The sequence below is a fragment of the Streptomyces sp. UG1 genome (genome assembly GCF_049974585.1).
In the GTDB taxonomy this organism is placed as follows: Bacteria; Actinomycetota; Actinomycetes; order Streptomycetales; family Streptomycetaceae; genus Streptomyces.
Window position 1 is genome coordinate 89565 of record NZ_JBNGGG010000004.1, and the last position, 13405, is coordinate 102969.

Annotated in this window: 13 protein-coding genes; 5 read left to right on the forward strand and 8 right to left on the reverse strand. The window is 69.5% G+C overall.

The window, feature by feature from the left end; translation table 11 throughout:
• Positions 1-90: 90 nt before the first annotated feature.
• Both ACP4J3_RS05780 and ACP4J3_RS05785 read left to right on the forward strand, forming a co-directional pair.
• Positions 91-774 (forward strand): DUF899 family protein, encoded by a 684-nt coding sequence (locus tag ACP4J3_RS05780; protein ID WP_426531088.1) that lies wholly within the window; start codon positions 91-93, stop codon positions 772-774.
• Positions 775-839: 65 nt separating this feature from the next.
• Entirely contained in the window at positions 840-1409 is a 570-nt protein-coding gene (locus ACP4J3_RS05785; protein ID WP_426531090.1) for a YdeI/OmpD-associated family protein, read from the forward strand.
• Between the two features lie 33 nt (positions 1410-1442).
• Here ACP4J3_RS05785 and ACP4J3_RS05790 read toward each other — a convergent pair whose 3' ends face one another.
• Positions 1443-1997, reverse strand: a complete 555-nt coding sequence (locus ACP4J3_RS05790) for a YceI family protein (RefSeq protein WP_426531092.1) — start codon at positions 1995-1997, stop codon at positions 1443-1445.
• Between the two features lie 175 nt (positions 1998-2172).
• Here ACP4J3_RS05790 and ACP4J3_RS05795 point away from each other — a divergent pair, with 175 nt between their 5' ends.
• The 3 genes from ACP4J3_RS05795 to ACP4J3_RS05805 all read left to right on the forward strand — a co-directional run bounded on the left by ACP4J3_RS05795 (position 2173) and on the right by ACP4J3_RS05805 (position 6455).
• Positions 2173-4476 carry a polysaccharide lyase 8 family protein gene (locus ACP4J3_RS05795; RefSeq protein ID WP_426531094.1) on the forward strand — a complete coding sequence of 768 codons (2304 nt, stop codon included), beginning with the start codon at positions 2173-2175 and terminating at the stop codon, positions 4474-4476.
• Positions 4477-4630: 154 nt separating this feature from the next.
• Positions 4631-6214 (forward strand): acyl-CoA carboxylase subunit beta, encoded by a 1584-nt coding sequence (locus ACP4J3_RS05800; protein ID WP_426531096.1) that lies wholly within the window; start codon positions 4631-4633, stop codon positions 6212-6214.
• A gap of 46 nt (positions 6215-6260) precedes the next feature.
• A complete protein-coding gene (locus ACP4J3_RS05805) occupies positions 6261-6455 on the forward strand; it encodes an acyl-CoA carboxylase subunit epsilon (protein ID WP_426531098.1) in 195 nt (64 codons plus the stop codon).
• Between the two features lie 169 nt (positions 6456-6624).
• Here ACP4J3_RS05805 and ACP4J3_RS05810 read toward each other — a convergent pair whose 3' ends face one another.
• From ACP4J3_RS05810 to ACP4J3_RS05840, 7 genes are all read right to left on the reverse strand, one after another.
• Entirely contained in the window at positions 6625-7206 is a 582-nt protein-coding gene (locus tag ACP4J3_RS05810) for a GTP-binding protein (protein ID WP_031224757.1), read from the reverse strand.
• Positions 7187-7765, reverse strand: a complete 579-nt coding sequence (locus ACP4J3_RS05815) for a DUF742 domain-containing protein (protein ID WP_194040178.1) — start codon at positions 7763-7765, stop codon at positions 7187-7189. The genes ACP4J3_RS05810 and ACP4J3_RS05815 overlap by 20 nt, the downstream gene beginning before the upstream one ends.
• A 95-nt stretch (positions 7766-7860) precedes the next feature.
• Positions 7861-8274 (reverse strand): roadblock/LC7 domain-containing protein, encoded by a 414-nt coding sequence (locus tag ACP4J3_RS05820; protein WP_004983065.1) that lies wholly within the window; start codon positions 8272-8274, stop codon positions 7861-7863.
• A gap of 10 nt (positions 8275-8284) precedes the next feature.
• Entirely contained in the window at positions 8285-11533 is a 3249-nt protein-coding gene (locus ACP4J3_RS05825) for a sensor histidine kinase (RefSeq protein WP_426531101.1), read from the reverse strand.
• Between the two features lie 387 nt (positions 11534-11920).
• Positions 11921-12496: a GTP-binding protein gene (locus ACP4J3_RS05830; protein ID WP_426531103.1), complete on the reverse strand. Its 576-nt coding sequence runs from the start codon at positions 12494-12496 to the stop codon at positions 11921-11923.
• On the reverse strand, positions 12477-12875 hold the full coding sequence (locus ACP4J3_RS05835; protein WP_003997626.1) for a DUF742 domain-containing protein: 399 nt from the start codon (positions 12873-12875) through the stop codon (positions 12477-12479). Before ACP4J3_RS05835 ends, ACP4J3_RS05830 begins: the two co-directional genes overlap by 20 nt.
• A gap of 111 nt (positions 12876-12986) precedes the next feature.
• Positions 12987-13400: a roadblock/LC7 domain-containing protein gene (locus ACP4J3_RS05840; RefSeq protein WP_048580707.1), complete on the reverse strand. Its 414-nt coding sequence runs from the start codon at positions 13398-13400 to the stop codon at positions 12987-12989.
• Between the last annotated feature and the right edge of the window lie 5 nt (positions 13401-13405).

The window sequence follows — 13405 nt, forward strand, 5'->3', positions numbered from 1 at the left end:
TCGAGGTGAGCGATCAAGGCCTGCGGCCTAGACTGAAGGCGGCACAGGGAAGGGGAGCAGGGGAACGGGAAACCGACCCAGGAGGACGCGATGTTCCGGCACACCCGGTTGCCAGGGGAATCACCCGAGTACCTCGCCGCACGCGAAGAACTGCGCCTCGCCGAGATCGAGTTGATGCGCCACCGCGAGCAGGTCGCCGCCCGGCGGCGCGCTCTGCCGCCGGGGCCGCCGGTCGACGACTACGTCTTCCTGGAGGGGCCCGCCGACCTCGACGCCGGCGACGAACCGGTCCGCGAGGTGCGGCTGAGCGAGCTGTTCACCGGCCCCGAACGGCCGCTGATCATGTACCAGTTCATGTACGGCAAGGCACAGACCGACCCCTGCCCGATGTGCACCCTGTGGATCGACGGCTTCAGCGGCATCGCCCGCCACGTCACCCGCAACGCCGACTTCGTCATCGCGGCGGCGGCCGACCCGCCCGTCCTGCGGCAGCACGCCCGTAATCGCGGCTGGCACCGGCTGCGGCTGCTGAGCTGTGGCGACAGCACCTTCAAGTACGACACGGGCAGCGAGGACAAGGACGGCGAACAGGACTCCACCGTCTCCGTCTTCACCCGCGACGGCGACGGCACGATCCGCCACTTCTACTCCACGCACCCCCGCATGTCCGCCGACATCGACGAGCGGGGCATCGACCTGCTGGCCCCCGTCTGGCACCTCCTCGACCTGACCCCGCGGGGGCGCGGCGACTGGTATCCGAGCGTCGACTACTGACCCCGACACGGCGGACGGCCCGATGGAGGACAGTTTCCGACCTACTTCACCCCTACGTTTCCGTCATGCGCCCTCTCCACGACCCGGAACCCCTCGCCTTCGAGTCCGCCCCCGCCCTCGACGCCTGGCTGACCGAGCACCCGACCCCGCACCCCGGCCTCTGGGTCAAGGTCGCCAAGAAGGGCTCCGGCATCCCCTCCGTCACCGCCGCCGAGGTCAACGACGTGGCCCTGTGCCACGGCTGGATCACCGGGCAGCGCAAGGGAATCGACGGGTCGTACTACCTCCAGCGCATCACCCCGCGCCGGCCCGGCAGCCTCTGGTCGATGGTCAATGTGCGGCGCGTGGCGGAACTGGTGGCCGAGGGACGTATGCGGCCGGCCGGCCTCGCCGAAGTGGACGCCGCCAAGGCGGACGGGCGCTGGGAGGCGGCGTACGAGTCGCAGCGCAACGCCGACGTCCCGGTCGAGCTGACCGCCGCGCTGGAGCGGGACCCCCGGGCCCGGGCGGCCTTCGAGAAGCTGGGCAGGACCGAGCGCTACCAGCTCATGCTGGGCCTGCTGCGCTCCCGGACCGCACGCGGCCGCGACACTCAAGTCGCCGCGATCCTCCGGGAACTGACGAGGCGCCGGTGAGCGAGGAGCCCACCGGCGCCTTGAGGGGAATCATCAGGCGTTCTTGATCGCCGAGATGTCGAAGTTCAGCTTGATCTTGTCCGAGATCAGCACACCGCCCGTCTCCAGCGCCGCGTTCCAGGTCAGACCCCACTCCGAGCGCAGGATCTGAGCCTTGCCCTCGAAGCCGACGCGCTCATTGCCGAAGGGGTCCTTCGCGGCGCCGTTGAACTCCAGGTCGATGCTGATCGGCCGGGTGGTGCCGAGGATCGTCAGGTCACCGGTGATGCGGTAGTCCTCCCCGCCGAGGGCCTCCGCCTTGGTGGAGCGGAACGTCATCGTCGGGAATTCGTCGATCTTGAAGAAGTCCGCGCTCTTGAGGTGCCCGTCGCGGTCCGCGGAGCCGGTGTCGATGCTGTCCATCTTGACGTCGATGGACGCGGTGGACGCCGACGGGTCGCTGCCGTCCAGGTGCAGCGAGCCGCTGAAGTCGAGGAACTTGCCCTTGACGTTGGTGACCATGGCGTGCCGGACGGTGAAGCCGATCGTGGAGTGGGCCGTGTCGATCGTGTAGTCACCGGTCAGGGCGGAGAGGTCGGGGTTCACCATGACGTGCTCCTTCGGAAGGATGTTGAACGTTGAACCATATCAACGCGACCGACCTTAGGTCTATTCCGTTCAGGATTCAACATCATCTGCAAAGTGTTGGCGTGACTACTTCGAGGTGGTAGATGCCCAGGGCATGAACCCACAGCAAAGAGCCACCAAGGGACTCAAGGAACCCATGGGACCGACCCGCCGAGCCGTCTTACTCGCGACGGCGCTCATGGCCGCGGCCGCTCCCGCCGCCCGCGGCGCCGTCGCCGATCCCTACGACACCCTCCGCCGACGATGGCTCGACATCGCCCTCGGCACCGGCTACGACCCGGCAGCGGAGCCGTACGCCTCCCGCCTGGCCGAGACCGGCACCCTGGCCCGCGGTTTTCAGTCCACCATGGCCCCCGCCCCCACCTCCCTCTGGCCCGGCCAGCCCTTCGACCCGCCCGCCGGCATCACCCGGAGCTACGGCCGCCTGTGGACCATGACCCAGGCCTACGGCCGGCAGGGCACCGGATCCACCGGCGACCCGGCCCTCCTCGCCGACGTACTGCGCGGCCTCGACCACCTCTCCGCCACCGTCTACAACCCCTCCACCACCCGCTACGGCAACTGGTGGGAATGGCAGATCGGCAGCCCGCGCCTGCTGATGGACATCACCGCCGCCCTCCACGACCACCTCACCGGCGCCCGGATCGACGCCGCCTGCGCCGCCGTCGACCACTTCATCCCGGACGCGATGCTCACCGACTACTCCGGCACCTCCACCGGCGCCAACCGCGTCGACCTGTGCCGCAGCGTCGCCCTGCGCGGCATCCTCGGCCGGGCCCCGGCGAAGATCGCCCTCGCCCGGGACGCGCTCTCCCCGGTCTTCCCGTACGTCACCAAGGGCGACGGCCTCTACCGGGACGGCTCCTTCGTGCAGCACACCTGGGTCGCCTACTCCGGCACCTACGGCCAGGTCCTCCTCGACGGTCTCGGCCGCCTCTTCGCCCTGCTCGCCGGATCCGAGTGGGAGGTGACCGACCCGGACAGGCAGATCGTCCTCGACAGCGTCGAGCGCGCCTACGCCCCCCTCATCCACGACGGGCTGGTGATGGACAGCGTCAACGGCCGTGCCATCAGCCGGGGTTACCTCAAGAGCGACGACCGGCGGGTGATGCGCAGCGACCACTACCACGGGCAGGCGATCATCGCCGCGATCGCTCTGCTGGCGGCCGGCGCGAGCACCGCGGAACGCGAGCGCTGGTACGGCCGTATCAAGGGATGGATCGAACGGGACACCGTCACACCGATCCTGACGGCCCCTCAGTTCGGCGTCGCCGACCTCGCACGGCTGCGCACCGTCGCCGAGTCCCCGGTCCCCGCCGCCCCCGAGCCCACCGGCCACCACCTCTTCGCCGCCATGGACCGGGCCGTGCACCGCCGCCCGCGCTTCGTCGCGAACATCGCCATGGCCAGCGACCGCATCGCGTACTACGAGTGCGGCAACGGCGAGAATCCGCGCGGCTGGCACACCGGGGCCGGAATGCTCTCCTGGTGGGCGGACGGCCTGGGCGACCAGTACACGGACTGGTACTGGCCGACCGTCGACTGGTACCGCCTTCCCGGCACGACCGTCTCCACGCTGCGCCTCCCCGACAAGGCGGGCGGCGAGTGGGGCGAGCCCAAGCCCGACGTGCGGTGGGTCGGCGGCGCCACCGACGGGGAGTACGCGGCGGTCGGACAGCATCTGAAGGGACTGGGCTCGACGCTCCAGGCCCGCAAGTCGTGGTTCTGCGTCGCCGACGCCGTGATCTGCCTCGGCGCCGGGATCACCTGCACGGACGGCGTCCCCGTCGAGACCGTCGTCGACAACCGCAACCTGGGGGAGCGGGGCACCCAGGCCCTCGTACGCGGCCGGGGCTGGGCGCATCTGGAGGGGCACGGCGGCTGGGTGGTGCCGTACGGCGCGCTGCGCACCCTGCGCGAGGAGCGCACCGGCGCCTGGGCCGACATCAACACCACCAGCACCACCGAGCGCCGCACCCGCCGCTGGCAGACCCTGTGGCTCGACCACGGCACCGACCCGGCCGACGCCACCTACCTCTACCTGCTCATGCCCGGCGCCCGCCGCGCGGAGGTGGCCGCCCGGGCCGCCGACCGCGGGTGGCTGTCGGTCCTCGCCAACGACGCCGCCCGCCAGGCGGTCCGCGTCCCCTCCCTGGGCCTGACGGCCGCCAACTTCTGGCGGCCGGGCACGGCCGGTCCGCTCACCGCCTCGGACGGCGCGAGTATCCTGCTCCGCCGCCGGGGCCGGACCGCTACGCTCTGCGTGAGCGAGCCGCCGCGCACCGGCGAGCCGCTGGAGATCGGCTGGGACCACCCCGTACGGCGGGTCCTGCGGGCGGACGACTCGGTCGAGATCCTCGCGACGGGACGCGGGCTGAGCATCCGTGTCACTCCGGGGATGGTATGCGCGACCCATCGATGTGAGGTGGCTCTCGCCTGACGGCTTTGTGCGACCTCCACAACCCGCACGCCCTCTGAGCAGTCGGAAAGGCTGCATGCCGCCGTGGTTCTGTTCAGGGGTACCAGGAAATCGGTCGGAGGACTGTACGGAGTCAACGGCTCGCTTTCCAGCGCGTCCTTCGTAAGGTCGCTACATGACCGTTTTGGATGAGGCACCGGGTGAGCCGATCGACGCGCGCGGGCGGACGGCCGAGCTGCACGAGATCCGTGCCCAGGCGCTGGCCGGCCCGAGCGAGAAGGCGACCGCGGCGCAGCACGCCAAGGGCAAGCTGACCGCCCGGGAGCGCATCGAGCTGCTCGTGGACCCCGGTTCCTTCCGGGAGGTCGAGCAGCTGCGCCGGCACCGGGCCCAGGGCTTCGGCCTGGAGGCCAAGAAGCCGTACACCGACGGTGTGATCACCGGCTGGGGCACGGTGGAGGGCCGGACGGTCTTCGTGTACGCGCACGACTTCCGGATCTTCGGCGGCGCGCTGGGCGAGGCCCACGCCACCAAGATCCACAAGATCATGGACATGGCCATCGCGGCGGGCGCGCCGCTGGTCTCCCTGAACGACGGCGCGGGCGCCCGTATCCAGGAGGGCGTCTCGGCCCTCGCCGGCTACGGCGGCATCTTCCAGCGCAACACCAAGGCGTCCGGCGTCATCCCGCAGATCTCGGTCATGCTCGGCCCGTGCGCCGGCGGCGCGGCGTACTCGCCCGCCCTGACCGACTTCGTCTTCATGGTCCGCGACACGTCCCAGATGTTCATCACCGGCCCCGACGTGGTCAAGGCGGTGACGGGCGAGGAGATCACCCAGAACGGCCTGGGCGGCGCGGACGTGCACGCCGAGACCTCCGGTGTCTGCCACTTCGCGTACGACGACGAGGAGACGTGCATCGCCGAGGTGCGCTACCTCCTGTCGCTGCTCCCGCAGAACAACCGCGAGAACCCGCCCCGTGTGGAGTCCACGGACGCCGCCGACCGCCGCTCGGACGTCCTGCTGGACCTGGTCCCGGCGGACGGCAACCGGCCGTACGACATGGCCAAGGTCATCGAGGAGATCGTCGACGACGGCGACTACCTCGAAGTGCACGAGCGCTGGGCGCGGAACATCATCTGCGCGCTGGCCCGCCTCGACGGCCAGGTGGTGGGCATCATCGCCAACCAGCCGCAGGTGCTGGCCGGTGTCCTGGACATCGAGGCATCGGAAAAAGCTGCGCGCTTTGTCCAGATGTGTGACGCTTTTAATATCCCGATCGTCACTTTCCTGGACGTGCCGGGCTTCCTCCCCGGCGTCGACCAGGAGCACGGTGGGATCATCCGCCACGGCGCGAAGCTGCTCTACGCCTACTGCAACGCGACCGTGCCGAGGATCTCGCTGATCCTGCGCAAGGCGTACGGAGGCGCGTACATCGTGATGGACAGCCAGTCCATCGGCGCCGACCTCACCTACGCCTGGCCGACGAACGAGATCGCGGTGATGGGCGCGGAAGGCGCGGCCAACGTCATCTTCCGCCGCCAGATCGCCGACGCCGAGGACCCCGACGCCATGCGGGCCCGCATGGTCAAGGAGTACAAGTCCGAGCTCATGCACCCGTACTACGCGGCCGAGCGGGGTCTGGTGGACGACGTGATCGACCCCGCGGAGACCCGCGAAGTCCTCGTCCGTTCCCTGGCGATGCTCCACACCAAGCACGCGGACCTGCCGTCCCGCAAGCACGGCAACCCCCCGCAGTAACCCACCGGTACCGCTGCGGAAACCTCTCTCACGGAGACTGACACCCATGAACCTCCCTGACATCCGCGTCGAGAAGGGCCACGCCGAGCCCGAGGAAGTCGCCGCCATCACCGCGATCCTCCTGGCCCGCGCCGCCGCCCAGCCCGCCGACCCCGCCCCGGCCCACCGAGGCCGCGCAAAGGCCGGCTGGCGCCGCCTGGAGCGCGAGCCGGGCTTCCGGGCACCGCACAGCTGGCGCTGAGCCCCTAAAAGCCCAAGGGCCCCTCCCGAACGGGAGGGGCCCTTGGGCTTTTAGGGGCGCGGGGCTGTATTTGATATGCGGCTCCGCCGCGTGGGCGCGAACAACCACTGGGCTGCCGCAGACGGCACACAACCGTCCGAGGCAGCCCAGCAGCCGCACAAAGAACCACTTACCGCAAGCGAGCCATCAACGCGTGCTCCACCAACGTGATCAGCGTCGACTTCGCGTCCGCACGGTGCCGCGCGTCCGTCGTGATGATCGGCGTGTCGGGGCCGATCTGCAGCGCCTCACGCACCTCGTCCGGGTTGTACGGCTGATTGCCGTCGAACCCGTTCAACGCGATCACGAACGGCAGACCGCTGTTCTCGAAGTAGTCGACCGCCGGGAAACAGTCGGCAAGGCGCCTGGTGTCGACCAGGACGACGGCGCCGATCGCGCCGCGCACCAGGTCGTCCCACATGAACCAGAAGCGGTCCTGGCCGGGCGTACCGAAGAGGTACAGGATCAGGTCCTGGTCCAGGGTGATGCGGCCGAAGTCCATGGCGACGGTGGTCGTCGTCTTGTCTCCGGTGTGGGTGAGGTCGTCGATGCCCGCCGAAGCTGACGTCATCACGGCCTCTGTGCGCAGCGGGTTGATCTCCGAGACGGCGCCGACGAACGTGGTCTTGCCCACGCCGAAGCCGCCCGCCACCACGATCTTCGCGGAGGTGGTGGAGCGGGAAGGACCGCCGCTAGAGCTTGCGAAGTCCACTGAGCACCCTTTCGAGCAGTGTCACGTCTGGCTGGCCGCCGGCGTTCTCGTCGCCGCCGGGCTGATGGATCGCGACCAGTCCCGCCTCCGCCAAGTCGGCGACGAGGATCCTGGCCACGCCGAGGGGGATCGTGAGGAGAGCCGAGACCTCGGCTACCGACTTGATCTCTCGGCAGAGGTTGCAGATCCGCTGATGCTCGGGCAACTGGCCCTGCATCTGGTGCGGCTGCGCGGTGGTGTGCACCAGCGCCTCGATGGCGAGCTGGTAGCGCGGGCGCGTCCGGCCGCCGGTCATGGCGTACGGGCGCACCAGGGGGTTGTTCGACGCCCCGGCGGGCGCCGGCTCAGGGGCGCGTCGCTGCGGCTGCACCGGCTGGATGCGCGGCGCCGGCGGTTGGTCGTACGGCGAGGGCCCGGGGCCCTGGGGGGCGTACGGCTGCCGCTGGCTCGGCGTGGAGGGGAAGTTGTAACGGTTCGGGTTCTGGGAACCGTCGTTCCGGCCCTGGCCAGGACCGTACGACCAGTTGCCCGATGACGAACCGTCTGGGGGTGTTGCCACTTTCTCTCCTCCTCCGACTGTGCCTGGCACCCATCATGTGGAGCCGCGTCCCGAAACTTTACGGCCACGGGACGCCAAAACGCACCGACTGTCTGTTAGTTGAGCAGGCTCCCCTGGAGCTCCGCCCGCAGATCCGGTGTCAGGACCGTACCGGCACGGTCGACCAGAAGCGCCATCTCGTACCCAATGAGGCCGATGTCCGCCTCCGGGTGTGCGAGAACCGCGAGCGAAGAACCGTCGGAGATGGACATGATGAAGAGGAATCCCCGCTCCATCTCCACAACCGTCTGATTCACGCTCCCGCCCTCGAAGATGCGGGAGGCGCCTGCCGTCAGAGACGTCAGACCGGAGGCGACGGCCGCGAGCTGGTCGGCGCGGTCGCGGGGGAAGCCTTCGGACATCGCCAGAAGGAGTCCGTCGGCGGAGACCACCACCGTGTGCGACACCCCGGGGGTGTTGTCCACGAAGTTGGTGATCAACCAGTTCAGGTTCTGTGCCGCCTGGCTCATCGGGCTCACACTAACGCTCCTGGTTGTAGGTGCTGTCAGGACCGAAGCCCTGGCCGTTCGTTTCACTTCCCGCACTGCGGCCCCGCTGGACCCCCCGGCGCAGGTTGCTCAGCCTGCCCCGGACGTCCTCGGGAGCGCGGGAGACCTGTGGGCCGCCCTGTGGGGTGGCTGCGGCGGCTCCCTCGACCAGGTTGGCCTTGGGGACCCGCCGCGGCAGGCCGGAGGAGGTGACCCCGCCTGCCTTGGGCTTCCGGAGCTGCGAGGCCTGCTGCCAGCGATCGTCGTTCTGCGAACGCCAGTTGCTGTCGCCGTTGCTCTCCGGTGTGGGGGCCGGCGTCTCCTGCCGCGCGGGCCGGGCGCCGTTGGTGCCGTTCGCGACGGAGCCGCGGCGGGGCAACCCGGCGTCGGTCATCGCGTGGCCGGCGGAGGGGTCCGTCCCCGGACGGTCGAAGCCTACGCCGTCGCGCTCGTTCGCGTCATCGGCCTGCGCGGATTCCGCTTGCGGAGCGTACTGGTCCGGGTAGCCGTTGCGGTAGCCCTCCTGCTGCGGCCAGTCGTCCTGGTGACGCCGCTGCTGGAAGGCCGGGAAGCTCTCCGTGGCGGAGCCGGTGGCGGGCGCGGGCTCCTCGGCGGCCGGCTCCGCATAGGAGGGCTCGGGGTAGCCGCCACCCGACGAGAACGTGTCGCTGTGCCCCACACCGCCGTTCGGCGCGTAGTACGTGTCGTCGTACGCCGCCTGCTGCTGCTCCTCGTACGCCGGCTGCTGCGGCTCGTCGTACGACGGCTGCTGCTGCTCCTCGTACGCCTGCTGCCGGTCGTAGTCCGACGCCTGGTCGCCGAAGTCGTTCTGGCGGTTGTCGTAGGAGGGCTGGCCGGGGAAGCCGTCGGCGTAGGCCTGCGCTTCGGACAGCTCCGCGGCGGGCGGCTGGCCGTGTATCTCGGCCTCCAGGGCCGCCCGGCGCTCCTCGCGCATCAGGGAGCGGCCGACCGGGTCCAGCTCGCGTATGTCGTCCGGGACCTCGGGGTAGGCGCTGTCGTCGAAGCCGAGCTCGGCGGCCGTACGCATCGGCTGGCTGAAGTTCTCACCCTGGAACTGCTGCTCCGGGATGATCTGCGAGACGGTGAACTCGTCCTGGACCGGCTGCTGTTCGCCGCCACCGCCGTGCGTGATCGCGTCCGGCAGCATGACCAGCGACGTGGTGCCGGCCTGCTCGCCGGAGGGGCGCAACTGGACGCGGATGCCGTGCCGGTCGGACAGCCGGCCGACCACGAACAGGCCCATGCGCTGGGAGATCGCGGCGTCCACGGTCGGCGGGTTGGCCAGCTTGTGGTTGATGTCCGCGAAGTCCTCGGCGGTCAGGCCGATGCCCTTGTCGTGAATCTCGATCATGATCCGACCGTCGGGCAGACGCGTGGCGGTCACGCGAACCTTGGTCTGCGGGGAGGAGAACGTCGTCGCGTTCTCCAGCAGCTCGGCGAGCAGGTGCACGAGGTCGGTCACGGCGCGGCCGTGGATCTCGGCCTCCGGGACGCCCGACAGCTCGATGCGCTCGTACTGCTCCACCTCGGAGGAGGCGGCGCGGAGCACGTCGACCAGCGGCACCGGCTGATCCCAGCGGCGGCCGGGCTCCTCGCCGGCGAGGACGAGGAGGTTCTCGCCGTTGCGGCGCATACGGGTCGCGAGGTGGTCCAGACGGAAGAGGTTCTCGAGCTGGTCCGGGTCGGCCTCGTTGTTCTCCAGGTCGGTGATCAGAGTGAGCTGGCCCTCGATCAGCGACTGGTTGCGGCGCGAGAGGTTGGTGAAGATCGCGTTGATGTTGCCCCGCAGCAGGGCCTGCTCGGCGGCGAGCCGGACGGCCTCGCGGTGGACCTGGTCGAAGGCGCGGGCGACCTCGCCGATCTCGTCGCGGGTGTTGATCGGAATCGGGGCGACACGGGTGTCGACGCGGCCGGGGTCGGTGCGCGAGAGCTGGTCGACCAGCATCGGCAGCCGCTGCTCGGCGATGCCGAAGGCGGCGTTGCGCAGCTGGCGCATGGAGCGGGACATCTGGCGGGCCACCATGCCGGCCAGGATGAACGCGGCGAGCAGGGCGACCACGACGGCGGCACCGGTGATCAGGGCGTCGCGCTTGGCGTCGTCGGAGATGCTGGCGGCCTCGTTCACCGCGGTGTTGGCGAGGTCGTTCTCGATGTCGCGGTAGGCGTTGTACTTGAGGGTGTTGACCGCCCACCAGTTCTCGGCGGTGACGCCCTTCTGGGCGAGCGCGGCACGCTCACTGGTGTCGGTGGACTGCAGGCCCGCGATGGCCCTGATCATGTCCTCCGTCTTGGCCGGCGGCGGCACGTAGTCCGGGTTCTTGGCCTTGGCATCCGCGGCCAGGGTCTTGCCCTCGGCCAGGATCGCCTTCTTCGCGTCGTCGAGCTTCTGCGCGTCCGCCTCGGTGCCACCGGCGATGTACTCCTCGACGGCGATGCCCTCGAGGTAGGCGTACGAGGTGAGGGCGACCCGCTGGCCGGCGAAGCTCTCCGGGGTCGGGCCGGGCTTGATCAGCAGGTGCATGCCGATGGAGCGCTGCAGCGACAGAGCCGCCTTGGTGAGCTCGATGGCGTAGACGGTACGGCCGTAGGAGGTGATGTTGCCGGTGCCCAGACCGAGCTCGTTGGCGAACTCCGTCAGGGGGTGGGCGACGTCGACGTAGCCCTCCTCGGTCTTCACGCCGCTGAGTTTGGAGCCGTACGCCTCCGCCCGCAGGTCCGCGAGCTTCGGCTCGGCCTTGCGGAACAGGTTCAGGCGCCGCTCCAGGCCCGGCTTCTGCGGCATGTTCTGCGCGACCTGGTCGAACTCGTCGGCGGCCTTGTCCGTCGCGCGGCGGGCCGCGGTGACCGTCCCGTCGTCCTGGCCCTTGCCCTGGAGCAGCGGGGCGGCCGTGACGTCCCGCTCGTTGTAGAGGGCGTCGGCGTAGTTGAGGGACGCCCGTACCAGACGCGCGGTATTCTCCGCGTCCTCGGCCTCCTGCCAGGTGTCGATCGAGCTCTTCACCTGGAAGCCGCCCATGACGAGGCCGACCAGCACGGGTATGAGCAGGATCGCGTTCAGCCGGGTCGGCACGCGCCAGTTGCGCGGCGAGAGGCGGCCGCCGCTGGGTGCGGGCGCCGCCGTTGGTTCGGATCCGGGCACAGGGGCGGGCGCCGCTCCGCGCGGCGGCGGGGTGAAGTTGCCCCGGGCCGACGGCTCGGGACTGTTCTTGCTTCGCCTCACTCGACCAACAACCTTCCGGCGGGGTCGGCACCTACGTTGTGCCGCAGTGTCTCAGAGCCCAGTTCGCCATGGAGTACGCAGTACTGCTGAGTACGTCTTTGACTATTGGGCAGTTCTCGCATTCCAGCACGACGGCCTGCGCTCTTCCAAACAGTGGAAGAGGAGGATTCCACGTGATGTAAGCCCCAGATAAAACGGTCATAAAGAGCGAGCCCCGCCAAAAGACGGGGCTTCTGTGCGCGCAGCGAGACCGCTTGACCGCGACGAGTGGCCGTACCACCTGATTCCTCTGCCGAAACGTTATGAACAATGGAGCCGACCGTGTCAAAGGCCACAGTCGGCTCCGGCGCATCTACGACAACTGCCGTATGGCGCTGTCGACTTGCGCTACCGCAGCCGTGCCATGAGCGCGTGTTCGACCAGCGTGATCAGCGCGCTCTTGGCATCGGCCCGGTGCCGCGCGTCCGTCGTGATGATCGGCGCGTCCGGGCCGATCTGCAGTGCCTCGCGCACCTCGTCCGGCGTGTAGGGCTGGTGTCCGTCGAAGCCGTTGAGGGCGATGACGAACGGCAGCCCGCTGTTCTCGAAGTAGTCGACGGCCGGGAAGCAGTCGGCGAGCCGGCGGGTGTCCACCAGGACGACGGCACCGATGGCACCGCGCACCAGGTCGTCCCACATGAACCAGAACCGGTCCTGACCCGGCGTACCGAACAGGTACAGGATCAGGTCCTGGTCCAGGGTGATACGGCCGAAGTCCATGGCCACCGTGGTGGTGGTCTTGCCCCCGGTGTGCGTGAGGTCGTCGATGCCCGCGCTCGCCGAGGTCATCACGGCCTCGGTGCGCAGCGGGTTGATCTCCGAGACGGCACCCACGAACGTGGTCTTGCCCACGCCGAAGCCGCCCGCCACCACGATCTTCGCGGAGGTGGTCGCCCGGCCCGGTTCAGAGCTTGCGAAGTCCACTGAGCACCCTTTCGAGCAGCGTCACGTCCGGAGCGCCGCCGTTGTTCTCGTCGCCGCCCGGCTGGTGAATGGCGACCAGGCCGGCCTCGGCGAGGTCCGCGACGAGGATCCTGGCCACACCCAGCGGCATGGACAGCAGCGCGGAGACCTCCGCGACCGACTTCACCTCACGGCACAGGTGACAGATGCGCTGGTGCTCCGGGAGGAGCCCCATGAGCGCTGCCGGGTCGGCCGTGGTGCTGATCAGGGCCTCGATGGCCAACTGGTAGCGCGGCCGGGTCCGGCCGCCGGTCATCGCGTAAGGACGTACCAGCGGCTGGTCGCCCTCATCCTCGTACGGCTCCGCGTACGGATCATGAGAGGCGGTGGGCGGGGTCATGAATCCTCCGGGCGGGGACAGCAGTCGGTAGGTCAAGCCGTCGGGTGGGGCCAGTGGGGGGATTGTGGCGGCCGGACGGTGATTCGGTGAGACGGGTTGGATCCGGGGCGATCAGTGGAGCAGACTGCCTTGTAGTTCGGCGCGCAGGTCGGGCGTGAGCACCGCGCCCGCGCGGTCGACCAGCAGCGCCATCTCGTAGCCGACGAGGCCGATGTCGCATTCGGGGTGTGCCAGGACGGCCAGGGACGAACCGTCCGAGACCGACATGAGGAAGAGGAACCCTCGTTCCATCTCCACGACGGTCTGGGCCACGTTACCGCCGTCGAAGATCCGAGAGGCACCCGCCGTCAGCGACGTCAGACCCGACGCGACGGCCGCGAGCTGGTCGGCACGGTCGCGCGGGAAACCCTCCGACATCGCCAGCAGCAGACCGTCGGCGGACACGACGACGGTGTGGGACACACCCGGGGTGTTGTCCACAAAGTTGGTGATCAACCAGTTGAGGTTCTGTGCCGCCTGGCTCATCTGGC

Excerpts from the sequence above, each read along its gene's own strand:
- ACP4J3_RS05805 (WP_426531098.1), top strand. The coding sequence starts at position 6,261 with ATGAACCTCCCTGACATCCGCGTCGAGAAGGGCCACGCCGAGCCCGAG.
- ACP4J3_RS05790 (WP_426531092.1), bottom strand. The coding sequence starts at position 1,997 with ATGGTGAACCCCGACCTCTCCGCCCTGACCGGTGACTACACGATCGAC.
- ACP4J3_RS05835 (WP_003997626.1), bottom strand. The coding sequence starts at position 12,875 with ATGACCCCGCCCACCGCCTCTCATGATCCGTACGCGGAGCCGTACGAG.
- ACP4J3_RS05780 (WP_426531088.1), top strand. The coding sequence starts at position 91 with ATGTTCCGGCACACCCGGTTGCCAGGGGAATCACCCGAGTACCTCGCC.
- ACP4J3_RS05840 (WP_048580707.1), bottom strand. The coding sequence starts at position 13,400 with ATGAGCCAGGCGGCACAGAACCTCAACTGGTTGATCACCAACTTTGTG.
- ACP4J3_RS05795 (WP_426531094.1), top strand. The coding sequence starts at position 2,173 with ATGGGACCGACCCGCCGAGCCGTCTTACTCGCGACGGCGCTCATGGCC.
- ACP4J3_RS05785 (WP_426531090.1), top strand. The coding sequence starts at position 840 with ATGCGCCCTCTCCACGACCCGGAACCCCTCGCCTTCGAGTCCGCCCCC.
- ACP4J3_RS05800 (WP_426531096.1), top strand. The coding sequence starts at position 4,631 with ATGACCGTTTTGGATGAGGCACCGGGTGAGCCGATCGACGCGCGCGGG.
- ACP4J3_RS05820 (WP_004983065.1), bottom strand. The coding sequence starts at position 8,274 with ATGAGCCAGGCGGCACAGAACCTGAACTGGTTGATCACCAACTTCGTG.